20 protein-coding genes and 1 pseudogene are annotated in these 26,450 nt (G+C 40.0%); 14 read left to right on the top strand and 7 right to left on the bottom strand.

Going from position 1 to position 26,450, the window contains the following annotated elements; all coding sequences use genetic code 11:
* Positions 1-212 precede the first annotated feature (212 nt).
* From A6749_RS09970 to A6749_RS09990, 5 genes are all read left to right on the top strand, one after another.
* Complete coding sequence (locus A6749_RS09970; protein ID WP_066388842.1) at positions 213-1,622, top strand: MFS transporter; 1,410 nt, start codon at positions 213-215, stop codon at positions 1,620-1,622.
* The gene (gene deoB, locus A6749_RS09975; protein WP_084797769.1) at positions 1,619-2,797 is read left to right on the top strand and encodes a phosphopentomutase; all 1,179 of its coding nucleotides are present in this window, start codon (positions 1,619-1,621) and stop codon (positions 2,795-2,797) included. The genes A6749_RS09970 and deoB overlap by 4 nt, the downstream gene beginning before the upstream one ends.
* A gap of 17 nt (positions 2,798-2,814) precedes the next feature.
* On the top strand, positions 2,815-3,552 hold the full coding sequence (locus A6749_RS09980; protein WP_066388844.1) for a GntR family transcriptional regulator: 738 nt from the start codon (positions 2,815-2,817) through the stop codon (positions 3,550-3,552).
* A gap of 464 nt (positions 3,553-4,016) precedes the next feature.
* Positions 4,017-4,565, top strand: a complete 549-nt coding sequence (locus tag A6749_RS09985; RefSeq protein ID WP_066388846.1) for a hypothetical protein — start codon at positions 4,017-4,019, stop codon at positions 4,563-4,565.
* Between the two features lie 969 nt (positions 4,566-5,534).
* Positions 5,535-7,931, top strand: a complete 2,397-nt coding sequence (locus A6749_RS09990; protein ID WP_201787873.1) for a DUF362 domain-containing protein — start codon at positions 5,535-5,537, stop codon at positions 7,929-7,931.
* Between the two features lie 236 nt (positions 7,932-8,167).
* Here A6749_RS09990 and A6749_RS09995 read toward each other — a convergent pair whose 3' ends face one another.
* Positions 8,168-8,995 carry a MerR family transcriptional regulator gene (locus tag A6749_RS09995; RefSeq protein ID WP_066388847.1) on the bottom strand — a complete coding sequence of 276 codons (828 nt, stop codon included), beginning with the start codon at positions 8,993-8,995 and terminating at the stop codon, positions 8,168-8,170.
* A gap of 122 nt (positions 8,996-9,117) precedes the next feature.
* Here A6749_RS09995 and norA point away from each other — a divergent pair, with 122 nt between their 5' ends.
* Positions 9,118-10,308 carry a multidrug efflux MFS transporter NorA gene (norA, locus tag A6749_RS10000; protein ID WP_066388848.1) on the top strand — a complete coding sequence of 397 codons (1,191 nt, stop codon included), beginning with the start codon at positions 9,118-9,120 and terminating at the stop codon, positions 10,306-10,308.
* Here the strand turns inward: norA and A6749_RS10005 are convergent.
* Positions 10,305-11,333, bottom strand: coding sequence for a sulfurtransferase (locus A6749_RS10005; RefSeq protein ID WP_066388851.1), 1,029 nt, complete (start codon positions 11,331-11,333; stop codon positions 10,305-10,307). The two genes, norA and A6749_RS10005, sit on opposite strands and share 4 nt — an antisense overlap.
* Before the next feature lie 424 nt (positions 11,334-11,757).
* Between A6749_RS10005 and A6749_RS10010 the strand changes: the two genes are divergently transcribed.
* The 6 genes from A6749_RS10010 (at position 11,758) to A6749_RS10035 (ending at position 18,536) form a co-directional block, all read left to right on the top strand.
* Positions 11,758-12,615 (top strand): MurR/RpiR family transcriptional regulator, encoded by an 858-nt coding sequence (locus A6749_RS10010; protein WP_066388860.1) that lies wholly within the window; start codon positions 11,758-11,760, stop codon positions 12,613-12,615.
* A 76-nt stretch (positions 12,616-12,691) separates the two neighbouring features.
* Entirely contained in the window at positions 12,692-13,876 is a 1,185-nt protein-coding gene (locus tag A6749_RS10015) for a M20 peptidase aminoacylase family protein (RefSeq protein WP_066388861.1), read from the top strand.
* A 16-nt stretch (positions 13,877-13,892) separates the two neighbouring features.
* A complete protein-coding gene (locus tag A6749_RS10020; protein ID WP_066388862.1) occupies positions 13,893-14,726 on the top strand; it encodes a GNAT family N-acetyltransferase in 834 nt (277 codons plus the stop codon).
* Positions 14,723-15,832: an o-succinylbenzoate synthase gene (gene menC / locus A6749_RS10025; RefSeq protein ID WP_066388864.1), complete on the top strand. Its 1,110-nt coding sequence runs from the start codon at positions 14,723-14,725 to the stop codon at positions 15,830-15,832. The genes A6749_RS10020 and menC overlap by 4 nt, the downstream gene beginning before the upstream one ends.
* Before the next feature lie 388 nt (positions 15,833-16,220).
* Positions 16,221-17,300 carry a YkvI family membrane protein gene (locus tag A6749_RS10030; RefSeq protein ID WP_066388867.1) on the top strand — a complete coding sequence of 360 codons (1,080 nt, stop codon included), beginning with the start codon at positions 16,221-16,223 and terminating at the stop codon, positions 17,298-17,300.
* A gap of 375 nt (positions 17,301-17,675) precedes the next feature.
* Positions 17,676-18,536, top strand: coding sequence for a transporter substrate-binding domain-containing protein (locus A6749_RS10035; RefSeq protein ID WP_066388869.1), 861 nt, complete (start codon positions 17,676-17,678; stop codon positions 18,534-18,536).
* 219 nt (positions 18,537-18,755) lie between these two features.
* On the opposite strand, the gene A6749_RS10040 is transcribed toward A6749_RS10035, so the two are convergent.
* The 5 genes from A6749_RS10040 to A6749_RS10065 all read right to left on the bottom strand — a co-directional run bounded on the left by A6749_RS10040 (position 18,756) and on the right by A6749_RS10065 (position 24,664).
* Positions 18,756-18,950, bottom strand: a complete 195-nt coding sequence (locus A6749_RS10040) for a histidine kinase (protein WP_236719650.1) — start codon at positions 18,948-18,950, stop codon at positions 18,756-18,758.
* Between the two features lie 352 nt (positions 18,951-19,302).
* Positions 19,303-20,286, bottom strand: coding sequence for a glutaminase (locus A6749_RS10050; RefSeq protein WP_066388873.1), 984 nt, complete (start codon positions 20,284-20,286; stop codon positions 19,303-19,305).
* A 70-nt stretch (positions 20,287-20,356) separates the two neighbouring features.
* A complete protein-coding gene (locus tag A6749_RS10055) occupies positions 20,357-21,784 on the bottom strand; it encodes a M20 family metallopeptidase (RefSeq protein ID WP_066388878.1) in 1,428 nt (475 codons plus the stop codon).
* Between the two features lie 50 nt (positions 21,785-21,834).
* Positions 21,835-23,079 (bottom strand): MFS transporter, encoded by a 1,245-nt coding sequence (locus A6749_RS10060; RefSeq protein WP_066388880.1) that lies wholly within the window; start codon positions 23,077-23,079, stop codon positions 21,835-21,837.
* Positions 23,080-23,359: 280 nt separating this feature from the next.
* Positions 23,360-24,664, bottom strand: coding sequence for a hypothetical protein (locus A6749_RS10065; RefSeq protein WP_066388882.1), 1,305 nt, complete (start codon positions 24,662-24,664; stop codon positions 23,360-23,362).
* 406 nt (positions 24,665-25,070) lie between these two features.
* On the opposite strand from A6749_RS10065, the pseudogene A6749_RS10070 reads away from it, so the two are divergent.
* Both A6749_RS10070 and A6749_RS10075 read left to right on the top strand, forming a co-directional pair.
* Positions 25,071-25,690: pseudogene (locus A6749_RS10070) on the top strand (purine-nucleoside phosphorylase).
* A 24-nt stretch (positions 25,691-25,714) separates the two neighbouring features.
* Positions 25,715-26,440 (top strand): GntR family transcriptional regulator, encoded by a 726-nt coding sequence (locus A6749_RS10075; RefSeq protein WP_201787874.1) that lies wholly within the window; start codon positions 25,715-25,717, stop codon positions 26,438-26,440.
* Positions 26,441-26,450 lie beyond the last annotated feature (10 nt).

The following is a 26,450-nucleotide window of genomic DNA, read 5'->3' on the forward strand; positions in this document are numbered from 1 at the left end:
CCCTTTTTCTTGCGGATAGCATGCTGTTACTTGCGTCGATGACTACATTACTTGCGCATTCGTAATTTACTTGCGTGTAGCACCTTTTTACTTGCCGATAGATAGTCATCACTTGCGGATAAGCCAACATTACTTAGTGGAAAGCGTTATCTTATATTAACTTTATTAAAAACCATCATAGAATCATGCATATTAGCGGAGGTATATTCATCATGAATAGCTCAATTGAAAAACAATCGATTGTAAACGTAAGCAAAATAGTTCCGGTTATATTAACATTAATGATTTTTTCACTCGTTATCGATAACTCTTTTAAAATTATTTCTCCCGATTTAGTAAAGTATTTTGGTGTATCAGCAAGTACGGTAAGCTGGCAAGTAACGCTGGCAGGACTAGTCATTGGGATCGGTGCAGTTGTTTATTCATCTCTTTCTGATTCGATTAGTGTACGAAATTTGCTGGCAGCGGGGATTATTTTAATTTGCGCAGGATCTTTACTTGGTTACATTGTACACACGAATTACTGGTTAATCGTTGTTTCAAGAATCATTCAAGCTGCCGGTTTAGGGGCAACAGAAACACTTTATTTAATTTTTGTCGCTAAATACGCAAGTCCGGAAGATCAAAAAAAATATATGGGCTTTAGTACGAGCAGTTACCAGCTGGCGACAGTTATTGGTATCTTAGCAGGCGGATTTGTTTCGACTTATCTGCAATGGCAAAACTTGTTTTTAATTCCTTTACTAAGCTTATTATTACTGCCATTCATTCTTAAATATTTACCAAAAGAAGAAAGAAAGAAAAATAATGTAGACTTTATTGGACTTATTTTAATCGCAGCAGTGGCTACTTCCATCATGTTGTATATGTCCTATTTCAATTGGGAACTGTTTATTCTCTTCATTGCAGCTGTTATAGTGTTCTTATTTTATATTACTAAAAAGAAAAATGCTTTTATCACCATTGAATTCTTCAAAAACAAACAATTTTTATTTGTATTAATTGTAGCATTTATCATTTATTCTACTTATGCTGCTTATGCGCTAAATACACTATCGTTCTTGTTAACCACTGTATATAATATTAAATTGGATACTGTTTCATTGATGTTCATTCCAGCATGTTTGTTAGCAGCATTAGTTGGGGCGTTATCAGGGAAAATAGGGAAATATTTAAGCAGCAAGCAATGTGTTTATTTAGCCATGAGCTTAATTACGATCAGTATTTTAATGGGTACCTTCTTTGTAGATACATCTATTGCATTATTTGTTATTTCACTAATCCTATTTTCATGCAGCTTTGCCTTGTTATATGCGCCGTTAATCGATACAAGTATTAAAAAAGTTCCAACTGAAAAAGCAGGGGCAGCATTAGGATTCTATAATTTATGCATCAATATTGCGATGTCAGCTGGTTTCACGTATTCATCGTTTTTAATAGATAAGAAGGATTTACAATTTGGCTTTTTAAAATTTACGACAGCTAATTCAGTCGCATTGAATTATGGTTCGATTATACTGATTATTGCAGGAATTGCTCTATTAGCTATTATTTTATTCTGGCTATTAGTTGGTCGTAAATTAGACAATAAAACATTAAATCAAGGGAAGCGAGCAGCTTGAAGAAATTTAAACGTATACACTTAATTGTCATGGATTCAGTAGGGATCGGAGAAGGAAAAGATGCCGAGCAATTTAATGATGTCGGCTCTCATACACTGTTACACATTGCAGAGTATATGAATGGACTGAATGTACCTAACCTGGCGAAATTAGGTCTGTCTAATATTGAAGAAATCCCAGGTGTACCAAAAGCGGACAAACCTTTTGCCTATTATACGAAATTACAAGAAAAATCAGTTGGCAAAGATACTATGACAGGTCATTGGGAAATCATGGGGTTAAATATTGATAAACCATTTAATGTGTATCCAAATGGTTTTCCAGACAAATTAATAAAGCAAATCGAGGAAATAACAGGCCGTAAAGTAGTAGCGAATAAACCTGCAAGTGGAACAGCTATCATTGATGAATATGGGGAGCATCAAATGAAGACGGGAGATTTGATTGTCTATACATCCGCTGACCCTGTACTGCAAATTGCAGCCCATGAAGAAATCATCCCTCTAGAAGAATTATATGATATCTGTGAAAAGGTTCGAGAAATCACCAAAGACCCTGCCTATTTAATTGGTCGAATTATCGCTAGACCATATGTGGGACAGCCTGGGAACTTTACCAGAACATCCAATCGTCATGACTATGCATTAAAACCATTTGGTAAAACCGTCATGAATAGTCTGCAGGATGGAGGATATGATGTCATCGCCATCGGAAAAATTAATGATATCTTTGATGGTGAAGGGGTTACAGAAGCCATTCGTACGAAAGACAATATGGATGGCATGGACAAATTGCTCGAAGTCATCGAGAAGGATTTTACAGGAATGAGCTTCTTAAATTTAGTCGATTTCGATGCCCTATATGGCCATCGCCGTGACCCGGAAGGCTACGGGAAAGCTTTAGAAGCATTTGATAAACGTTTAGATGAAGTGTTAGAATCTATTCGAGAAGATGATTTGTTAATCATTACGGCTGACCATGGCAATGATCCAACATTTGCAGGTACAGACCATACACGTGAATTTATCCCCGTGCTGGCTTACTCGAAGCAATTAATGGACTCTGGCAAATTACCTGAAAATGATACATTTGCTGATATTGGTGCAACGATCGCAGACAATTTCGATGTGGAAATGCCTGAAAACGGTCATTCTTTCTTACCATTTCTTAAATAAAGGAACTGACTGACTGAATGAATACAACGATACCAGATAAATTGAAAAGACCACTGTATATATATGTATATGACGAGCTTCTTCTTCTAATTTCAAAAGGTGAATTTCCTGTAGGCAGCAGACTCCCTTCTGAACCAGATTTAGCAAAAAAACTGGGAGTTAGTCGCGCAACATTAAGACAGGCTTTAGCACTTTTGCAGGATGATGGATTAGTAAGAAATATTCGCGGGAAGGGCAACTTTGTTATCGATTCCTTTTACAAGCAGCAGGCTAGTGTTCAGTTAGAAAAACTAAGTAACCCTATGCACAAGTGCCATATCAGCACGTTTGACAGAATCGATACCCATTACCGACTGGAAACGCAAACAGAATATACAAAACAAGTATTGAAAAGAGATTTATCTGGAGTAGCAGCAATCGAACGTTTGTATCGAAAAGGGAACGATTTGGTAGGCTATGCTTTTACGTTCATGTCCATGGAAACGGTCGAAAGGTTATCCTTGGACTTAGATAATAAGGAGCTACTGCTCGATTTTCTAGAGAATCAAGCCTATGAGAATGCAAATCACGGAGAAATGGAAATAAAGTACACCCATACCGTGAATCTAGCCGATCAAAAAGAAAAACTAATTGGCCGAAATGAATGTTTTCTACTATTAGAAAGCCTTTACGGCAATGCAGATTATCCATTAATGTATAACAAATTTTATATACCACAGCAGTTTTCGAATATAAAATTAAATATTTATAAATAGCTGATAGAAGAACACACCGTTGATTCCATGGAACATGGAGATAGTTGTAGAAATTTACGTTATTTATGCGAACCACCCTTTGCTTGTGATGGCAGTGCTACGGCGCGGGGTGGTTTTCTTGTTTTCTAAAAAGTTTTTTCCGAAAAGAAATAAGCGCTTGTTTTAATTCAGGGCGAGACAGGAACGCAGTCTGAAAATGAGCATGATTTTGCCCGGGTACTTCCTGAAACCCAGCTCTTCGGTTATTTAGAGGATTATTCTTGATAATTCAATGCAACTCCCCTTTAGCCGTGGAAAAATATTGGCGTCCAAATGATTTAGCTTTTAAAGAACTTTAATCGATCCAGCCTTCCCCTTATACTCTAATATTTTTTAGTTATATTCTTTGTTTATCGGGTACGTACATAAATAACATCCTTTACACACTCAAACGAATTGACATCTTGTATTGTAGGGGGAGCGATATGTTTGGATTCGGTGACATTATAAAATTTTTAATCTCTTTTTTTGTGATTCTTCCGATGGTTACTCTTATCCATTTAAGCGGACATATTTTTTTTGCTACGCTTTTCGGGGGATCCGAGAAAAAAATCAAAATCGGATGCGGGCCGATCGTATGTTCCTTTTGGAATGTGGAATTAAGGAGATATTACTTTTGGAATGGGGCCTGCGAGTTTAAATCGTTAAGGCATGATAACCGTGTGACGAACACCTTCATTTACCTTGGAGGATCATTATTCAATCTGGCAGGTATATTTTTAATACAAAATCTCGTATCTGAAGGAATCCTGGATAAGTCCGTTTTTTGGGATCAGTTTATCTATTTCTCCTTTTATATGTTGTTTTTCTCGCTATTTCCTATGGATTTTTCGGATGGGTCGCCCAGTGATGGGAAGGCGGTTGTACTCACATTGAAGAACCAGCATGAACGGAAAATCAGTGATGATATTCAATTCAGGAAAATAGAAGAGCAAAATGAATCCAAGGAAACTTTCAAGGATCATAATAATTAACCGATCCTTTTGGCTTTTAAACGTCTATTCTTTGTAGAAGAAACTGGTCCGTTCGTATAACTAAAGAAAAACGGTCAACACATACAAGAAAATGGGCGATAAATGTCTAAGCAGTTGATATAGAGTGCCACTGGGGTTGAAGGAAATAACTTTTGAACATTTATTAACTAACACACTGAGCACTTGAAATTCATCAATCTTCGACAAAAAAATAATTGGCCATTTTAATGCTTTTATTTTTGTCGATATCCCCTCATATTTTGTAGATATTTCCCGGGAATTTGTTGAAATTTGAATAACACCACCATAAATTGAATTTACCATGCGATATGCGTTTCTGTTTGTCTTTTACAATGAACATTATGATTTTTAAATGATTGTGGGCAAGAATCAAAATTTTGATATGTATCGGGTATTGTAATTTCTGTTTCATTGGTACCTTTTGTTATTTTTCAGATTCATATCGTATACCATTCCCCCCTTCTTAAAGTTCAAAATCCGGGGATTTTCATATATATCGCCTAGCGATACGAAACAAAAAACGGATTAGACACGGGTATGATAGCCTTGGGTTTGCAACCAAATTCCCCAGTTATCTCCGGGAACTTTAACTCTCCAATTTTATAAACCTCGACATATATCGGATGATTACTTTGTATGGATTAGATTCCGAGGAATGTATCATTAAAATTGCTTCACTGGTTGTAAATATTATATTGAACGCTACGGGAATTTTTTTAGGTAAACAGTTTTTTATAAGACAAGTATGAGGTGGCATAAGTATATACAGATAGGGATATATGGTGAAATAATCGATTATTTTCGCTTTCAAAGTTTATGCCTTAAGGAAGTGCTAATCAACATCCAAGACAGATATAATCTTTAGAAGTAAAGATGAAATTTTGGAGTTCCGTGGACCGTATTAGAATTATTTGATTTCACCTTGTCCGAAATCTTTGCAGAAAGTGAGTGAATAAATTGAAGCCCGAAATTGTCAAATCACCATTGGGGAAAGTGCATGTCGATTATAAGGGAGAGCCTATCTCTGGTGTTAGGATGGATGTTTCTAAAGCCTATGGTGAAATACCTATGTTGCTCCAGAAGGTCATCAATGACAACGATAACCATGCCTGGAAACAGATCAAAAAAAAGATTGATTATATATATTCAAATCTAAACTATGCGTTAGCAGGACTAGACAAGGAGACTTCTTTTGGTAAGGAGGTGCAAAAACAGATTAGGTCGGGTAAGAAATTGTTTTTCAAACCAAACCTGGTCAGTCCATTAGTGATCAATCCAACAACACATGGCGAAGACATAGCTGCAACCGCAGTGACTGAATGGCCTTTAATCGCCGCTATAATGAGATGGTTCCACGACAAACTAAATATCAGCTATTACGAGATGGCAATTGGTGAGGCTTCTACAAGTACTTTCTTATTTTCATCCCTTTTAAGCAAAACCGAAGGAAAAATCATTACAACAGAAGCAATTATTGAAGGACGAAGTGGAGATTTCTACGGTGGGTGGGGATTTTTCTTTGTTCGCAAGTACCTATCAGAGCGTCATCCCTCATCCCATAAAGATGATCCTATGAAAGGCTACGAGGACAGCGTTGCAGGAAGGTTCATTCCACCAGGAAGAGCTCGAGATCGACTGATGGTCTATGACCTGAACAAGCTTCATGATGGGTTCATAAAAGAAAGAACGGTAGCAGTGCCCGGTGGAACTGTTTTTAAGGAAATAACCCTTCACAAAGTAATTGTTGGTGGAGATCCTCATGACAAAAAAGACTTAAAAGATTATCCAGGCTGCGTACTGGTTAACGTCCCTAAAACAAAAATGCATGCACAAGACCTGATAACCAATGCGATCAAGAACCTTGGTATCGGCCTTTATCCTACTCAGAAATATTCTTCGTCCAAAATCGTTCCGAGCTATAAAGATAAGTTACCACATTCGCCCTGGGTTTTAAAGATAGATCCTGAGACTCATTTACCTGTCAAAGATGAGACCGGAAAATATATCGCTACAAAGACGGATGGACTTTCGGGAGTTCAATCCGACGTGATCCTGGCAGTGCAAAGCCAGAATGTGTTCATGCTGCATGTTATTGATGGTATAAATATTATAAATCTAAACCATAATGGTGACCCAATTGCTGTCAGAGTTCCGGAAGGCTATGTTTGGTCCTCTTTGGATTGTGTAGCCCTCGATCTTTTCTGCGCCAGATACTGTTTCAAGACGGTTCCCATGGATCAAGCACTGAAGCTTCAGAAGGTAAATCAATGGCCTACAGAGTTTGTCCATCATTCGCCTGAAGCCGTTATTAAAGGAAGAAATATAGAAACACAAATTGGGCTTGATTCGCCTCTGTTCAGGTATAACTTGTATCGTTATGCAGAGGAGCGAGGGGTGGGACAGCAGAAGTACTATGTCGTAGGTTGGGATAGTTTGACCAGGACACCATTGGCTTCTATTAAGGGTCATCTTGGCAGGATCGATGATAAAAAATTCCTTGAACTTATGACGCACACTATGTATTTTAATTATGGTACAATTCTCCAGGATTTTCAAAAGGGTGTTTTTAGTTATGCAAAAGCCTGCGATCAACTAACCGGTACCTCGCTCTTTAAAAATCTCATAGATACCTTCGACGAGAATGATGACGGCGTAATCGATTACGATGAGAAGGGGCGAGGAAATGAGACAGCTCAAATAGTCATACTGACCTATTCTCTCGATATTTTGGCAACTCAACCATATGGCGATCTCAAACGTAATTTTATCACTAATAGCCTAATAAAATATACTAATGAAAATTGGAACCCGCACGGTCACAATTTTATGAGCGATATGATTCTGGAAGGTGGATTGGCACAAGCATTTATAATGTCACAATCTGAAAACGTAAAGGAAGACCTTTTTATTTCAGGAATGAGTTATGGTAATGGCATGTGGCCCAGCTGGCATACAGCCCAGTATGTACTCATTACTAGCTTTATATACGGATCCCAATCTCCCAAGAACATCAGCCTTAGCTCTCTATACGGGAGTGCTTTCCAATATGCCGATAAAGTTCTAAATGCAGGGGCTTACACAGGGAATATTTCTCAATTTAACGTTGATAGTGATGATATCCAATATGGCGATAAAATTCCTGATAATGATGTAGATGATAATACCAGCAATCCTGATTCGATCAATAAATATTTTGAAGCTATTGCTAATGGTGCAGATCCTCTAGGCTTTACGTTTTATGTTCCGAAAGGGTACGGGAGCCTAGAAGGGGTAAAAATCCCCAATGTAGAGGAGACTGCAGACCCAGGAAAGACCTTCACTGTTCACTTTGAGTTTGTATGGTGACGTTTTGAGTTACGATATATAATAAAAAAAGAAAAGTGCTACCAACACTTCTCCCTTCAACCTCTACTGTCAGAGTGTTGGTTGTTTGTGTATATTTATTTTCGAGAACCACCCTTATGCTTGCCAGCGCGGGGTGGTTTTCTTGTTTTCTAGAACATTTTTCGAAAGAAAAGTGCGCTAGTTTCACGCAAAATTCCTTTAAGAATTTCTCTTCGAATTTCAAGGACAATAGAAGATTATTTTTGTTCCACTTGCATCATAATTTTGGTCACATATTGTTCCTTATGATTCATGACAACTGTATCGTAAATATACTCTTCAAAAACATACTTTCCTAATGCTAAATTTAAATGTTCCATCTCTGAAAACAGCCGCTTATAGGTTTTATTGATTGATTCCTCATCTCCAATATGATATCCAATTAGAAATTCACCTTTTACAGCCTTAAAATACGGATAACCTACCTTTGGATTTGGCTGCTCAATATATAAAAAGCTATAATTAGAGTATTCCCCCTTTAGGACCTGCTCTCGTTTCGTTATACTACCTATCGGATATCCCGAATCAAGCTGAGATATGCTCAATTCATTAATAAAATCTGAAATGACCTCTACAAATTGTTCATCAGATATATTTTCAATATTTCTACTTAGATACAGTGTTGCTTCTGGTAGTTGTTTAAGTGTAACTTGTTGAAAATCAAGGTGTGACGCTTCTTCCATTAAGGTTATTTTTGCATCAATCATTTTTTCCTTCATTTCAATCTCCTGACGCATTTTCACAATCTCTTGCTTTTGCTGATACATTAACTGTAAAAAACTTTCAGGCGATTTATTTTTCATATAATGTTGAATATCATTTAGCGACATACCAAGATCCTTTAATAAATCAATAACAAAGAATAGCTCTATTTGGTGAATAGAATAATAGCGATAGCCTTTTTCATTTTTCCATAGGGGCGACAGTAGTCCAATTTGATCATAATAAAAGAGTGTCTGTTTGTTTACTTTACAAAGCCTCGCAAATTCACCAGTAGTTAAATACTTACCATTTTTTTTATTCATTTTGACAGCACCGCCTTGACTATATAGTAACTATATACACTAGGATAAAAATTGTAAATAAATGATAAACAACATTACGTTTTTTTTGGAGTATGTAGTTTGGTTAAGGAGAATGTAAAAAAATGAAGAATAATAAAGTCGCCTTAGGGCTACTATTAATGAATTTATTCATTGCCTTTTTGGGAATCGGTCTGGTAATTCCCGTCTTACCTACACTGATGAATGAATTAGGGATAACAGGGACAACAGTGGGTTATTTAACTGCAGCATTTGCCATTGCTCAATTGATTGTTTCACCATTTGCAGGGAAAGCAGTCGATCATTGGGGCAGGAAAATTATGATCGTCATTGGCTTATTTATTTTCGGTATCTCGGAATTTCTATTCGGGATCGGCAAAGAAATTGAAGTGTTATTTATTTCTCGTATTTTGGGTGGCATTAGTGCTGCTTTTATTATGCCAGCTGTCACAGCTTTTATTGCTGATATTACTAATCTGGATACCCGCCCGAAAGCACTCGGTTATATGTCTGCTGCCATTAGTACAGGATTTATTATTGGTCCGGGTATCGGTGGATTCTTAGCGGAATTTGGAACACGTGTACCATTCTTGTTTGCAGGTGCACTTGGTACATTAGCGGCTATACTTTCCATTATTTTATTATCTGAGCCGAATCGTAAAGAAGATCATAATGAACAAGGCTCATATAGCGGGAGTGGCTTGAAACGTATTATTGCACCAAAATATTTCTTTGCGTTTATTTTAATCTTTATTGCATCCTTTGGTTTAGCAGCTTTTGAATCGTTCTTTAGTCTATTTGTGGACCACAAATTTAAATTTAAACCATCCGATATAGCCATCGTTATCACAGGTGGTGCCATTTTGGGTGCAATTTCACAAGTCATATTGTTTGATCGGCTTACAAGAATTTGGGGTGAAATTAAACTGATTCGATACAGTTTAATACTATCAGCCTTCCTTGTCTTTTTAATGACCGTTGTTCACTCCTATTTCTCTATTTTACTTGTTACATTTCTTGTTTTTGTAGGATTTGATTTGTTCCGACCAGCTGTTACTTCATATCTTTCAAATATCGCCGGCAACGAACAAGGCTTCGTTGGTGGAATGAACTCTATGTTTACAAGTTTAGCAAACATTAGCGGCCCCATTTTAGGTGGGATATTTTTTGATATAGATATTAACTACCCTTACTACTTCGCGACTGTGATATTAACTCTGGGAATAGCTTTAACACTTATCTGGAAGAAGCCCGTAAAGGAACCCGCTAACATAGTGAAGGCTGAGTGCAGCTAATGGGACAGGGGGACAGGCACCTTGTCCCACCTTTTTGCCTGTCGTGGGACGAGGGACCTGTCCCCCTTGTCCCTGGCAGCTGCAGGGTAAAACAGTCGTATTCGGGGGAAGCCTTTCCATTTAATTATATTAAGGATTGTGTCTATATAGTTTATTACAATGAACTTTCGTTGGAATGATGCAGAAGAATTGCCCCCGTTACTCCATTCCATCCATCCTCCATCGTATACACTTATATTGGGCCATCCCATAAGATGAGCAATAAAGAACGCTTCACTTGCTCTCCAGCCGGTACCACAATAAAAAATCACCTTTTTATCTGGGGGAATACCTGATCCCTCCCATAATTCTTTAATTTCCCTAAGACTTTTGAGGACACCATTTTTCTCTTCAAAATCTTCCATATGATATGGATCAGAACCCGCATATCCCCATACGGCATTTGGGATACGTCCCTTTTCTTTCATATAATCATAACCAGTGGTTTTACCGGAATATTCATTCCAACTACGAACATCAACCACAATAGAATCTTTATCGTATAAACTTTTTTCAACATCCCTTCTTGTAGAAAGATAGTTTGACTTTGGTTGTAGTTTAAAGGGACCTTTGCTTGCCGGCATGATCGAAGGATGTTCTTCCACAAGATATCCAAGAGATTTCCATCCATCAATTCCGCCATTCAACAAACGAACATCTTCTACACCTGCGTACATGAATGCCCACGCAGCTTGAGTGGCAGCCATGATCTGTTGCCCGTAAACAATTACTGTGGTTTCATTAGAAATATCTAATTGATTTAAAACGATTTCTAGCTTCTCAATGGAAACAAGATTCCATAATGGGCCATCCTCTATTAAATTTGTATCCAAATAAATGCTCCCCGGAATAAACCCATTCTTATAGTCCGTTAGTTTACCATACCCAACACAGACAACAATAGGGTTCGTTTGATAGGCGGAAACATTCATAAGTTTCTTAAGCTCGATTGGTGAAAGTAACTTGTGTTGATTTTTAAATGACACGCTATCCCCACCTTTATATAGCCACATTCCACAATATGTAAGTGCAATTTATCTTATGGCTTGTATGAGTATTATAATGCTGCAAAAACTAGGCGGCAATAATAAGGGACCGCCCTATGCCTATATTATTTAACCATCAGCAAACAAAACAAACGTTAGTTTAAAACCTCATTTTAAAAAATGACAGTAGCAGTTTATTATTCCTCAAGTGAGGTTTAGCAGGACCGCAGTTTGGTGCAATTAACAAATTCCGCCAATTTTTACAATTTATTATTATAATTTTCGAAAAATTCTTCCGTTTATCAGTTGCTAAATTTTCAGAATCATGATACTTTTTATACTATCAAAGTGAAGTTTATACTTCATCTTACAAATTTTTGAATGGACAACTTCATTATATTATTAGCAGGAAAAGGTGTTTGACATGCATGACTTCGAACAAAGCATCAAAGATAAGTTTCCAGAGCTTTCCAAGGGTCATAAAAAAATTGCTAAATATTTGCTGGAACAGCCGCAACAGTTTGCGATCAAGTCAGCAGGGCAAATTGGGACAGAAGTGGGCGTGAGCGAAACAACTGTCATCCGCTTTTGTTATTCCTTGAAATATGACGGATTTTCCGACCTGCAAAAAAAGGTGCGCGAAACCTTGCTGCTGCAAAAAAGCAGCTTGGATCAATATTATTCGAACAAGTTGAAGCTCTTGGATGAGCCACATTTTTTCGCCCAAGTGATGGAACAGGATTGTCAAAACATTAGCCGAACCGCATCACAAATGGCTGAAAGAGATGTTCAGAAAGCCGTAGAACATCTTATTGAAGGGGAACAAATCCTGATTTGCGGCCTGCGGTCATCCTTTGCCCCGGCTCATTGGCTGTCTTTCACATTAGGGCTGATGCGGGAAAATATATTCTTATATAAATCAGATACGGACGGACTCGGGGCCGTGATTGACCGGCTGAATGCCCGCTCCGTTTTTGTTGCCATCTCGTTCCACCGCTATTTAAAAGAAACGATTCATATGGCTGAGCTGGCCAAGCAGCGGGGGGCGACGGTCATCGGGATCACCGATTCGCCGGTGGCGCCTGTCAGTAAATTTGCCGATGTGCTGCTTACCATCTCGCCATCCGGCAAATCAACGCTTGATACGACACCGTCACTCTTTTCATTGTTAAACGCAATCGTGGCGAAAGTATCCGTCCAAGACAAACAACGGTTCGAAAAGCGGAAACAACAATATGAATCACTCGATATCAAACATCTATTCTACGATGAACCGCTATAAAGAGCGGAAGTGTCCACTCCAGACGGACAATTGTCCACGGATGGTGCCTGACACCAAATTCCAAAAGGAGGAAATTATGAAGGAGCAGTTAGTAGATTTGAAGCAAAGGCTTCGTGAGATATTTGCTTATTTACATGAGCATCCGGAGGTAAGCTGGGAGGAGACTGGGACGACGGCTTATCTTGTCAGGCTGCTTAAAGCGGAAGGTTTTCATGTACAAACCTTTGATGATTGTACCGGGTTGGTTGTTGAATTTGGAGAGGGGCCTTACACCGTAGGACTAAGGAGCGATATGGATGCACTCTGGCAGGAGGTCGATGGAACGTTTCAAGCCAATCACTCCTGCGGACACGATGCCCATATGACAATGACCCTTGGCGTTCTTTTGCTTTTGAAAAAACTAAACTATCAACCTAGCGGCAAGCTGAAGTTTATTTTTCAGCCTGCCGAAGAAAAAGGAACCGGGGCGCTTGCCATGGTGGAAAAAGGCGTCATCGATGACCTCGACTTTCTATACGGCGTTCACCTGCGTCCAATCCAAGAACTACAATCAGGCGATGCAGCAGCTGCCATTTATCACGGCGCCGCCAAATTCATCGCCGGTGAAATTATAGGCGAGGATGCCCACGGTGCAAGACCTCATTTAGGAAAGAACGCCATTGAAATCGGCGCCTCCATTGTACAGGAGCTTAGCAAAATTCATGTCAACCCGATGGTTCCTTACTCGGTGAAAATGACAAAGTTTCATGCTGGCGGGGAAAGCAGCAATCTTATCCCCGGGCGAGGCGCGTTCCATTTGGATCTGCGTGCTCAGACAAATGACGCAATGGAATTCATCACGCAAAAAGTCGAAACCATCACAAAGGCGATTGCCGCCATGTACGAGGTGGAGATTCCACTGGAAACAAAAGCGGAAGTTGTTGGGGCCAGCGTTCATCCTGTCGCACATGAGCTAATGGCGCAGGCCATTATGGAAACACTTGGAGCAGAGCATCTGGTGGAGCCTGGCCCGACAAGCGGCGGTGAGGATTTTCATTTTTACACGGTGAAGCGGCCGCAGCTAAAAGCCACCATGTTAGGTCTTGGCTGTGACCTGCAACCGGGATTGCACCACCCTAAGATGAGCTTTAACCAGAACGCTTTAATAGATGGCATCGAAATTTTAACGAGAACAATCCTGAACACCTTTGCCTGGCTGGAGGAAGAAAATCAGCAAGACGGCTGCAATGGAAAAACATCAACCGGCAGCCTCCGGGCATAAACGGGAGGAACACAACATGGCAGAAACAATTGAATTACGACAGCTTACAACCATTAATGAGCTCCAGCAAGTGCAGCAGCTTGAGGAAGCCGTATGGAACATGAAGCCGATCCCGATTCATCAAACCTTGACGGCTGTGAAAAACGGCGGAATCATGGTCGGCGCCTATCAAGGTGAGAAATTGATTGGCTTCAGCTACGGTTTTGCCGGTTTTCAAAACGGACGCACCTACCTTTGCTCTCATATGCTCGGGATCGACGAGGGCCTGCGCGGTCAAGGCATTGGTGCTCTTTTAAAAGAGGCACAAAAACAAGCGGCCATTGATAAGGGTTACAAGGTAATCACCTGGACGTATGACCCGCTCGAGAGCGTGAATGCCTTTTTAAATTTAAGCAAATTAAAAGCGATTTGCAGCACTTATATTGAAAACTGTTACGGAGACATGGAAGATTCACTTAACCAAGGATTAGCCTCCGACCGATTCCAAGTGGAGTGGTGGATTCAAAGCCGCCACGTAGCCGAGCGTAACATGGACGATGCGGCTGCTGCCAAACGTATTCCGTACGAGCTGACGGCGGCCGGCCAGCCAAAGCTAGTCAATGTTGACGCTTCTTTGTTAAACGAACAAGAAGCATGGCTCATCCCTATTCCAAAGCATTTTCAAGAAATCAAGAAAGATCACCTTGAACTAGCTCTTGATTGGCGCTTAAAAACAAGGCGTATTTTTCAAACCCTGTTTAATAAAGGCTATGCCGCAGTGAAGGTTGTCAAAACAGCGGATGAACCTGTCCATTATTATTTAGTTAAAAAACGCGATACGCTTCCATTAGAAAGTGAGGATCAGAAATGAAGATTAAAAACGTCATTCTAAGGCATTTGAAAATGAAAATGAAATTCCCGTTTACAACAAGCTTCGGAACGTTCCTTGATAAAGAATTCATCCTTGTAGAGGTCCAGGATGAAAACGGCAGATCCGGCTGGGGTGAATCCGTTGCCTTCATGTCACCTCTTTATAATGAAGAAACGTTAAAAACAAACTGGCATATTCTTGAGGATTTCCTCATCCCGCTCGTGCTTGATAAGGAAATTAATCATCCGGACGAGGTTTTTGACCTGTTTGAGCCAATTCGGAAAAACAATATGGCTAAATCGGCAATTGAAGGGGCAATTTGGGACCTATACGCCAAGCGCCAAAATATCCCGCTGGCAGCAGCCCTTGGTGGTGAGAAAAAGGAAATCGAAGTGGGCATCAGCATCGGCATTCAGAAATCGGTTGATGAACTTTTAACAATCATCAGCGGGGCGGTAACCCAAGGCTATCGCCGAATTAAAGTCAAAATCAAGCCTGGCTGGGATGTCGATGTCATCCGTGAAATCCGCAAGCCGTTCCCGACGATTCAGCTGATGGCTGATGCCAACTCTGCCTATCGTCTAAGCGACATCGACCTGTTAAAACAGCTCGATGAATTCGACCTAACAATGATTGAACAGCCGCTCGCATCTGATGATATTGTCGATCACGCTCAGGTACAAAAACAGCTGACAACACCGATTTGTCTTGATGAAAGCATTCACTCAGTGGAAGATGCCCGTAAGGCAATTAGTCTCGGAAGCTGCAAAATTATTAATATTAAAATCGGCCGGGTCGGCGGCTTGACGGAATCGAAACGAATTCATGACCTTTGCCAGAAGCACGGGCTTCCGGTATGGTGCGGCGGCATGCTTGAAGCGGGTGTCGGCAGGGCTCATAATATCGCGTTAACGACACTGGCTAACTTCACAATGCCGGGCGATACCGCTGCCTCTTCTCGCTATTGGGAAAAGGACATCATCGAACCGGAAGTCACCGTCCATGACGGCCTGATCACCGTTCCGAATGCACCTGGAATCGGTTATGATGTTGATTTGAATACGATTGAGAAATTGACGGTTCGGGAGCAGATTTTTTCTAAGTAAGTGATATTTATTTTGGATTCGCTGATAATCTGTGTAGATTCGCCGATATTTGTGAGAAAAATTCGCCAATAACTGTCTCAGATTCGCCGATATTTGTGGAAGTTTCGCCGATAAATTTTCGAAGCCCATGAATGAAGTATATTTTTATCCGGAATAATTCCTTTTTAGAGCTTAAACTACGGAAAAACAGCCTAAAATAAAAAACCTGGCATGCACCCGATCCGGATATCAGCGTTAGCGAATTTAAGCTTTATATTAGCGAATTTGACGGTTTTATTAGCGATTCTGCATCCCATAATAGTGAAGCATAATTGGAGGGGTCAGCCCCCTCCTTGTAACTTTAATTTTCATAATTTTTAAACAATTAAATAAATCGGAGGGTTTTATAATGAAAAAGAGCTTACAAATAGCTGGGGCCTACGTCGGCGTGATTGTCGGTGCGGGGTTTGCATCCGGGCAGGAAATTTTACAATTTTTCACCAGCTTTGGCTTAATGGGAATCGTCGGCGGCGTGATTGCGACTTTTTTCTTTGCCTTTTTGGGGATGCAGTTGACACAGCTCGGTTCCAAGCTGCAAACGGACTCTCATAAAGATGTAATTTATCATATTTGCGGCCGTTATTTGGGAGTGGTTGTTGACATCGTTGTTACCTTCTTCTTATTTGGCGTGGCGGTTGTCATGATGGCAGGAAGCGGCTCCATTTTTGAACAGCAGTTTGGGCTGCCGGCGATAGCGGGAAATGTTGTAATGGCTGTCTTAACTATTTTAACAGTATGCTTAAATGTGCAAAAAGTATTGACCATCATCAGCTGGATTACACCGTATTTAATGGTTCTTGTCATCATTATTACCGGCTACTCACTGTTTACAATGGACCAAAGCTTCAGCGCCCTGGAGGCAATTGCCAAACAACAACCGGCGGCAACATCAAACTGGCTGCTTGGCGGACTGCTTTATGTGTCTTATAATATTGCCGCAGGGGCCGCGATGCTGGCAGTTATGGGCGGAAGCACAAAAAACGCAAAGGAAGCGCGTCGAGGCGGAATTCTTGGCGGACTTGGACTCGGACTATTAATTTTACTTATTAACATTGGAATGTTTGTTAAAATGGATAGCTTGCAAGGAGTGGACATGCCGACGCTCCTTTTAGCCAATCACCTTCATCCTGTCCTTGGAGCACTCATGTCGATTGCCTTGCTCGGAATGATTTATAACACTGCAGTTGGCATGCTTTACGCCTTTTCTGCCCGTATCATGAAACCGTCTAATCCGAAATTTAAACTGTCTGTTGTTGTATTTGGTGTCCTTGCCTTCGCTGCCAGCTTCATTGGCTTCATCAAACTTGTCGGAACTGTTTATCCAGTAATGGGATACCTCGGCTTTACCTTAATTGCCGCGATTATTGTTTCTTGGTTCCGTTCCCGGAAAGAAAATGATGTAGATCAAAAACCGACGATTGTGGGATAATCTTTAAAAAAAACACGGATTAACTCTACAAATTCAAACAAAACACACTGTAATTCACGTATTGAATCACAGTGTGTTTTTTTGTCTTGACCGTTTATTCAAAGGATGAAATCCATAGTCCCGTTGTAGTTGAGGGAAACAGGATTATGGCAGTCGGAAGAACCGAGGAAAAGTCTTTTAACCTGTAGGAGAAAGGTTGACTACTTCCAGGTTACTATACCCCCATTTAATAGCCGAATCTATACATCCTTCAATGGTAGGTCATCATCCTAATCCTAGTACCTTTGGCGGAATTTTTGTTTCTTTGAAGGAATTCTATAGCCTCTATTGAATCAAATAATCTAACACTATTGAAGAAAATGGAGGAGAACTCACATGTTTAAGAATTGGAAAAAGGGTTTGCTAGCTGGAATGATCAGTATATCCTTGCTAGGTACAGGTTATGTAGGTCACGATTTGATTTCCACACCTAACGCTTTGGCTAAATCTGCATCCGAAAATGCACCTGGCCATCAAAAGAATATTGCGGCTTCACAGTTAGATAAAATTATGGAGAGGGGATATATACGGGTAGGTATGACCGGTGACTACAAGCCTTTTACCTATCTGAACCCAGAAACAAATGAGTATGAAGGTTATGATGTAGATGCTGTAAAAGAACTCGCCAAAGACCTTGGCGTTAAAGTACGTTTTGTATCAACCACTTGGCCTGACATGATGAAGGACCTGCAAGCGGACAAGTTTGATATCGCTGTTGGCGGCGTCACCCGTAATACAGCCAGGCAAAAAACAGCTTATGTTTCACAAGGCTATATTACATTCGGTAAGGTCCCTTTGATACGTGCAGAAGACAAAGACAAATACCTCACCATTGAAGACATCAACAAGCCTAGCGTGCGCGTCGGCGTAAATCCGGGTGGAACAAATGAATCGTTTGTCCGTCAGTATCTGACCAATGCCAACGTAACCGTTGTTCAAAACAATCTGGATATCCCGCATCTGGTTGCGGACGGAACGTATGACGTGATGATCACAGACACTGTGGAAGCAATGACGTATGCCAAAGCTGACCCAAGACTGTATGCCGCTCTAACTGATAAACCTTTCACCAAGAGTGAAAAAGGTTATATGATCCCCCGCGGTGATTTCATCTATGCCAGCTACCTGGAAATGTGGATGGATGAAATGAAGCTGCAGGGAAAATTTGATGTGCTCTACAAAAAATGGATGGAATAGAACGCTTAAGAATCCCAACCGCTATTAAAGTAACAACTTTGCTCAGCCGCTATGACAGGCACGTTTTTCCGAAAGTAATGAGCGCTGGTTTCACGCATTATTCCTTTTAGAATTTCTTCTAAGATATAAATTCCTATCAATCTTCGACAAATTTCGGGGAAAAAGAGTCAGTCCCCCGGCACTTTAACGTAACGGGGGACTGACCCCAAATCCCTGAAATTAACGACTTTTCTTTTCTTCATTTTCTGGAAAAAGAAAATAGGATATTACTCCAGATAATAGTGCTGCTCCTATTGAAATGAGCAGTCTAATTCCTAATTGTATGTTTGAATACTCTTCATTGAGCATCCAAAGTGCCACAGCCATAACGACAATCATGATGGGAATGACATATGTAAATCTTTTCTGTTTCAATTTTCACCTCTCCTTTCGCCATCTTTTCCCCTATTATATAAAAGAAAGCTTATCAAACTGTTGATCAAAACTAAAAATGCGTGCCATATGCAAACATATACACTGTTAGGACAATTTTCAGGCTCTTTTTTCTGAGTTTTTTGCCCCATAGGCCTTTTCTGTGGGGCAGTTTTCGGGCAAATAGATACCTTTTCTTTTTTACTGCCCCCCTTTTTTCTCATGCCATGGGCAATAGAAACATTTAGATAGCACCTCCACCCTAATACGCACGTTGAAAAGAAAAGCAAAAAATAAGAGTCAAAGAATTAGTTCCTTTGACTCGCTGGATGTACCAAAAGGTCTGACCCTATCATCAGAAAATATTAAAATCCCATTCTCTTGCAATATGTTTTAATAGCATACTCCCTGCTAGGCTATTCCCATATTCATCTATAGCCGGCCCAAAAAGTCCGATTCCGCATCCATGTGGAAATGGAGAATCAGGAGAACTGACTCGTGCCGGAACTGCTGCCATGATTCCCCCGGAAACGCCGCTTTTGGCAGGTAAACCGATATGGGCTGCGAATTTACCAGATGCATTATACATTCCGCATGTGACCATCAATGCTTTTGTTAACCTGGCCACTTCCTTGGAGAAGATCTGTTCCCTCCGAATAGGATGAAATCCGTCATAAGCAAGAACCAATCCAATCATGGCTATGTCTTCTGTATTGACTACAATAGAACACTGCTTTAAATACACCTCTAAAGCTTCTTCCACAGTTGATTCTAGAAATCCAGTTTCTTTCAAATAATAAGCCAAGGCCCGATTTCGATGGGCCGTTTGCCATTCCGACTGAAACACCTCCTCATTGATAGATGGGCGTTTTCCTACCATTTTTTCAAAAAATATTAAGAACGATTCTATCTTTTCCAGGGACGATCTTCCTCCAAGTAAGGAAGCTACGGTAAGGGCCCCCGCATTAATCATCGGATTAAACGGTCTTCCCGGCTTATGCACTTCTAATCGAACAATGGAATTAAAAGCGTCTCCCGTAGGCTCTACATCTACCCTATCCAAAACATATGGAGTCCCAAAATCTAAACAGGCAGCTATAAAGCTGATGACTTTCGAAATACTTTGTAAGGTAAAAGTGGCTTCACACTCTCCAGACTTTAAGACCGTTCCATCAGGCCCGACCATTGCAACACCTAATTGGGATGGATTCACCTTTTCTAAGGCCGGTATATATGAAGCACATTGACCTTCTTTGGCATAGGTTCGATAGTGCTCTACCCATTTATCTAAATAGACTTGATTCCTTTTGTCTTGATCAAATGAGATTGCTATAGCCATATTCCATCTTTCCTTTCTTTCGCAAAAAATAAATGATGAGAATTAAATAAATTCTCATCATAAATTGATTTTATACGCGGGCTTCCTTTTGAGGCGGCACTACATTTTCAGGAATGAGAGAAACATAGGATTCCCCTTCCAAGCGTTCTTTCCATTCAGCTTTCGCCTTTTCGATGATAACTTGATTTTGCATTGCTTCAATCGCAGTACAAGCGATAACTTTCCCGGCTTGAAGCATGCCTTTATGGGCAATAGGCATAGCACCTTGCGACACTACCTGCCAGGTGTGAAGAGGCGTTCCTAGCGCAAAGCAAGTTGTCAAACATTGCATCGTTGGAACAACCCAGCTAACATCCCCAACATCGGTGGAACCCGATAATGCCGCCTCATCGCCGAGCGGTGGAATGATCTCTGTAATGGCTTTATCTTTTAATTTCTTTGCCGTTTCTTTATCCACCCCTGCCAAATCAGCATCAATGTCTCCCTGGGAAAGTGTGGCCCGGATCTTTTTAGCAAACAGCTTGTCAAATTCATCATAAGTTGGAACACCGACAGCAGTTAAATTTTTGTACATAATCTCTGCTAATGTTGTATTCGGGATTAAATTCGAAGCAGTCCCTTCAAACTCAACCTCCATTGTTGTTCCAGTCATCAAGGCCGCACCTCTTGCAATATCATAAACACGTTCATATAATTCTGTTACTTGCTGCTTTTTCGGTGCGCGGATTAAATAGACTACTTCTGCATGGGGTTGTACGACATTCGGTGAAGTCCCGCCTGTATCTGTAATTGCATAATGCACTCTCGCTTCCGGAATCATATGCTCTCTTAAATAATTGACACCGACGTTCATCAATTCCACTGCGTCAAGGGCACTGCGGCCTAAGTGAGGGGCAGCGGCAGCATGCGCGCTCTTCCCATTAAATATAAAGGTCGCAGAGTAGTTTGCAAGCGTGCTGACGTTCCAAATACTTGGTATTGTTGACGGATGCCAGGAAAAAGCCAGATCAACATCATCAAACAATCCCGCACGAGCCATAAACGCTTTACCAGATCCCGCTTCTTCAGCCGGACAACCATAATAACGTACCGTCCCCTTCAAACCTGTTTGTTCCATATAATCTTTAACGGCTACTGCAGCGGCAAAAGACCCGGTTCCCAGCAAATTATGGCCGCATCCATGCCCATGGCCGCCTGAAACAACTGGGGCATGTTCGGCAAGGCCTTTTTTCTGGCTTAAGCCCGATAAAGCATCGAATTCCCCTAAAATAGCTATGATTGGTTTACCAGTTCCATAGCTTCCAATAAACCCCGTTTCCAAGCCCGCAACATTTTTCTCAACCTGAAAGCCTTCAGCTTCCAACGCTTTACATAAATATTCCGATGATTGATGTTCTTCAAAGTAGATTTCAGGGCATTCCCAAATTTTATCACTTAGCTCGATCATCTTGTCTCTTTTTTCTTCGATAAGATGAGAAACAACTGTTTGTAAATTCATTTACAAGACCTCCTTAAAAGTTTTTCCAGCATTAAATACCTTTTTATGGATCAGGCTTCTAATGCAAGAGCTTCTTCCTCGTTTTGTTTAAGAAGATCTCCTTTTTTATTATTTATGGTTAAAAGTGCTCCAATACAGACAATGGAAAACCCGATTAACATCCAAAATGCAGCATAAAATGAACCATTAAATGCATCAACGATAAATCCTATCGCCATTGGGGTGATAAAGCCAGCCAATTGACCTCCTGTATTGGCAATTCCCATAGCCGTACCAGTGACGGACGTCGGTAATTGTTTAAGCACAATGGCTGGTAATAGAGTCATAACAAAGGCAATAAACAGGTTCACAATCGTTTGATACGTAATAAAAGTCGGGACATTTGAAGCGGTAAACATTAAATACAGCAATATCCCAATACAGGCACACGCAAAGCCTCCTGCCAATCTTTCTCGGCCTTTTGGCAGCTTATCGAGGATATAACCACCTAAATAAATCCCTGCTAACATAGTGATACCTGGAATTGTCTGAACCCAGCCAAGTGAAACTAAATCAAGACCGCGCGTCTTCACTAAATAAGTCGGGATCCATGCTGCAAGTCCCCAGTTAACGGCATAAATACAGAAATAGGCAACAACCAAATTCCATACCATAGGTGTTTTTAACAACGAACTGAATATTCCCTTTTGGCCCGAAACAGCGGTTTGGGTGATACTGCCTTCTGAGCTGCTCTTTGGAGGTTTAATAAAGAACCAGTAAAGAGCTGCAATAATCACACCTGAGGCTCCCATTATGACAAATGTGGTACGCCACCCAATCGTCGTAAGCAGCCCTGCGGACGCAATCGGGATAATAAGTGCGATAATACCGCCTGACGAAAGCATCACCGACATGGCTCGAGCACGTTCTGCTTTAGGAAACGTAAGCGAGATGATTTTCGAACTGGCAGGCTGAAATCCACCCTCTCCGATACCAAATAGAAAACGAATCATAACCATGGAGGCTAGGGACCAAGCTGCACCAGTCAATCCAGTAAAGATTGACCACAGAATAACTGCGGCAAGGAGAACTTTCCTTGGTCCGAATCGATCTGCCAGCCATCCCCCAGGCATTTGCATAATCGCATATCCGGCAAAGAAACTGCTAAGTAATAGCCCTGTAGAGGATGCACTCAAATGTAAGTCTTCCGTAATGGACAATACGGCATAATTCATAATATAGCGATCTAGATTACCTAAAGACCAACCTAGAAAAAGTAGAGCTAGAATCCAATTTCTTGTGCGTTTTGATATCATATGATGCAACTCCTTATTTTTAAAAATAAAATAATTTTTCGGATTCGATCGTTAAAGAATGTCCCCCCAATTTTTTTGGAATAATTTTGAAAGTGCTTTCATTTCTGTGACATCTAGGATGTTGATCTTTAAGGGATAACAACACGGGAGATTTCGGAATATATTTACGAACATTTAGCGAAATTTTCGCTTTGTATATTTATTTTACGAAATATTCCGACCCCATTCAATAGTTTTTTTTTCCAAACGTAAAAAAAATAAGCATCCATAATAGGAATGCTTATTTCAATCGATAAATTTTAATGGGCCTTCCACGGTCGTAATGCGACTCTTCACCAATACTCTCCGCTAAACCTGCATCACACAGTTCAGCCACAATCCGCTGGGCATTTCGTTCACTCATCTGAAGATTAGCAGCCAAATCCTTCGTCGTAAAATCACGCCAGCGCATTTTTTGGATTAAAGCGTCAATTTTCTTAAACGTTTTGACACTAATGCTTCCCTTCTTTAATTTCTCTAAAAAATCTTTATCATCCGTACGATAGCTATAAGTCAGTTCTTGCTCCTGTCCAACTGACTCAATAATGGTTTCGTCATCCTGAATCATAACAACAATCCCTTGTTCCTCTTTTTTCTTGGACTGTTGGAGAGCACGATGAGCATTTATTTCCGCTGATAATACCGTTTTTCCAAATCCAATTCCGACAGAAACCGTTGTCTTCGCTTCAAGCGACAAGTAATGGGCTTTATCCTTTAATGACTGAATCTCCCTTTCAATAGCACCGCGGGAACTAAAAATCGTATATCGCCCATTTCCTTCCTCAAAGAGAGATCCATCTATTTTCTCACAAAGCTGGATCAGCGTTTCCTTCATCCTCAGCTCTAAATACTGGACTTGATAAGTTTTCTCCATTTTCTCTTTAATCAAGTCAAAGTCTTTTACCTCGATTTTTTCAACGCCAATCTGAGTATCTTTATAGTAAGAAGTCTTGATCTTTTCGAAAAAAATCCTGATGGTTTGAAAAATTTCAATACGCGTAGGTGACATTAAATTGGCAGGAACACCTGCTTTTTGCAGCGCCTCATTCACACTTGGGTAACATGTCAAAGCACCATCAGTCTTTTTTTGTTTCCATAAATCATAATGGAAGTTAAATAATTCCCTGGAATCAATGTCAGCTTCAAAAGTTTTCACATAAAGATCTTTTACCGTTTCTTTTAATTGCAGCAAGCTTTCCCCTTCCACTGCATGTGTGGCCGGAATCATGTCGATGCTTACCCGTTCTAGTAATCTCCCTTGAGAATAATTGAGTTCCATGAAACTTTTATAGGTACTAGATTCGGTGGAGAAGATATAGACCATTTTTTCATCTGAGGATACTATCTTTTTAGCCACCATATACGGGATATATCCTGAAAAAAGCCAGAAATCAACCTGGCTATCATGTTCTCCTACAATTATCTCTACCTCCCTTGCCTCTGTATAGGAGTAAGGGATAAATTCCATTTCTTGTTCCATTTCATTCGCTAGTTTAAGAATTCTCTCTACCGACAAACTCGGACCAACTACGCCGATTCGATACATTCGTTTATCCCACTTTCTAGACTCTTGTATGAGAATATTGTAACTTGAGCATCTAACTAAATCCACTTCTTTGCTATTTGTGACATCCTCCCCTTTACGTGTACTCTTTTTTTTAATAAATTGGGCGGTGCCAGGCAAGAATATTTAAAATCCCTATATTTATCAGATAAAAAATAAAAACACTTATAAAAATTTATATATACTTATTTATCCAGGTGACAGAGTGATCCTGGATGCCTCGAACCAAATGCAAATCGGGCACCCCTATTAATCTTTAAGCTCCTGCAAATGAAACTTTGCGTGGGGAAAACTACCATGTAAGCACTTGCATCCAATAATAAATTATGATACTTTTGGCTTGTATAAAAAATAGACATGTCTACCACTAAAGGAGCAAAAGAACACGATGAATACTACTAAACAAACGCCTCATATTAAACCGAACGGAGTAGAAATAGCTGAAACGATTCTATTACCTGGGGATCCTTTAAGAGCTAAGTTTATTGCGGAAACCTATTTAGATAATGCCCAATGCTTCAATGAAGTGAGAGGAATGTTAGGGTATACAGGTACATACAAAGGGAAGAAAATCTCTGTTATGGGAACCGGAATGGGTCCGGCAAGCATGGGGATTTATTCTTGGGAATTAATTAATGTCGGATTCCAATTATGGCCATCAATTTAATTTACCTGGACAATTTCCATTAACTGGTTTCTTTTGAACTATTGGAAAAGGCAAAAAAAGTCGCTGATGAAAAAGGCCAGAAAGTTCATATTGGAAGCATCTTATCAAGCGAAATATTTTATCATGCTGACCCAACAGCAATGAAAAAGTGGCAAGACATGGGCATTTTGAGTGTTGAAATGGAATCTGTAGCATTATATTGGAATGCCATTCAAGCACGTGTCAATGCATTATGCATTTTAACAGTTAGCGATCATTTAATAACTGGAAAACAGACTACTACTGAAGAACGTCAAACGGCGTTTACGAAAATGATGGAGATCGCATTGGAACTAGCGTAATTTAGGAACTGAATGAATACCACTATGCCTGATAAATTGAAAAGACCACTATATATATTTGTATATGACGAGCTTCTTCTTCAAATTACGAAAGGGAAATATCCCGTTGGCAGTAAGCTTCCATCAGAACCAGATTTAGCAAAAAAGCTAGGGGTCAGCCGTGCAACATTAAGACAAGCTTTAGCACTTTTGCAAGATGATGGAGTAGTAAGAAATAGTCGCGGAAAAGGAAACTTTGTCATTGATTCCTTTTACAAACAACAAGCTGGCGTTCAATTAGAAAAATTAAGCAACCCTATGCATAAGTGCCATATAAGTACTTTTGATAGAATCGATACATATTACCGGCTGGAAACGAAAACAGAATATACGAAACAAGTATTAAAAAAAGATGTATCTGAAGTAGCAGCTATAGAACGTTTGTATAGAAAAGAGAACAATTTAGTAGGCTATGCTTTTACGTTTATGTCCATGGAAACGGTAGAAAGTCTTTCCTTGGACCTAGATCATAAGGAACAACTGCTGAATTTTCTAGAGAACCAAGCGTATGTAAATGCGAATCATGGGGAAATGGAAATAAAGTATACACATACCGTCAATTTAGCCAATCAAAAGGAAAAATTAATTGGTCAAAATGAGTGTTTCTTACTATTAGAAAGTCTTTACGGTGATGAAGATTATCCTTTAATGTATAATAAATTTTATATACCGCAGCAATTTTCGAAAATAAAATTAACTATTTATAAATAGTTAACACGCA

This window comes from Neobacillus mesonae (genome assembly GCF_001636315.1).
Lineage (GTDB): Bacteria > Bacillota > Bacilli > Bacillales > Cytobacillaceae > Neobacillus > Neobacillus mesonae.

Coding starts and splice junctions, on each gene's coding strand:
- A6749_RS09970 (WP_066388842.1), top strand. CDS start 213: ATGAATAGCTCAATTGAAAAACAATCGATTGTAAACGTAAGCAAAATA.
- A6749_RS09980 (WP_066388844.1), top strand. CDS start 2,815: ATGAATACAACGATACCAGATAAATTGAAAAGACCACTGTATATATAT.
- A6749_RS09985 (WP_066388846.1), top strand. CDS start 4,017: ATGTTTGGATTCGGTGACATTATAAAATTTTTAATCTCTTTTTTTGTG.
- A6749_RS09995 (WP_066388847.1), bottom strand. CDS start 8,995: ATGAATAAAAAAAATGGTAAGTATTTAACTACTGGTGAATTTGCGAGG.
- norA (WP_066388848.1), top strand. CDS start 9,118: ATGAAGAATAATAAAGTCGCCTTAGGGCTACTATTAATGAATTTATTC.
- A6749_RS10010 (WP_066388860.1), top strand. CDS start 11,758: ATGCATGACTTCGAACAAAGCATCAAAGATAAGTTTCCAGAGCTTTCC.
- A6749_RS10015 (WP_066388861.1), top strand. CDS start 12,692: ATGAAGGAGCAGTTAGTAGATTTGAAGCAAAGGCTTCGTGAGATATTT.
- A6749_RS10020 (WP_066388862.1), top strand. CDS start 13,893: ATGGCAGAAACAATTGAATTACGACAGCTTACAACCATTAATGAGCTC.
- menC (WP_066388864.1), top strand. CDS start 14,723: ATGAAGATTAAAAACGTCATTCTAAGGCATTTGAAAATGAAAATGAAA.
- A6749_RS10030 (WP_066388867.1), top strand. CDS start 16,221: ATGAAAAAGAGCTTACAAATAGCTGGGGCCTACGTCGGCGTGATTGTC.
- A6749_RS10035 (WP_066388869.1), top strand. CDS start 17,676: ATGTTTAAGAATTGGAAAAAGGGTTTGCTAGCTGGAATGATCAGTATA.
- A6749_RS10050 (WP_066388873.1), bottom strand. CDS start 20,286: ATGGCTATAGCAATCTCATTTGATCAAGACAAAAGGAATCAAGTCTAT.
- A6749_RS10055 (WP_066388878.1), bottom strand. CDS start 21,784: ATGAATTTACAAACAGTTGTTTCTCATCTTATCGAAGAAAAAAGAGAC.
- A6749_RS10060 (WP_066388880.1), bottom strand. CDS start 23,079: ATGATATCAAAACGCACAAGAAATTGGATTCTAGCTCTACTTTTTCTA.
- A6749_RS10065 (WP_066388882.1), bottom strand. CDS start 24,664: ATGTATCGAATCGGCGTAGTTGGTCCGAGTTTGTCGGTAGAGAGAATT.
- A6749_RS10075 (WP_201787874.1), top strand. CDS start 25,715: ATGCCTGATAAATTGAAAAGACCACTATATATATTTGTATATGACGAG.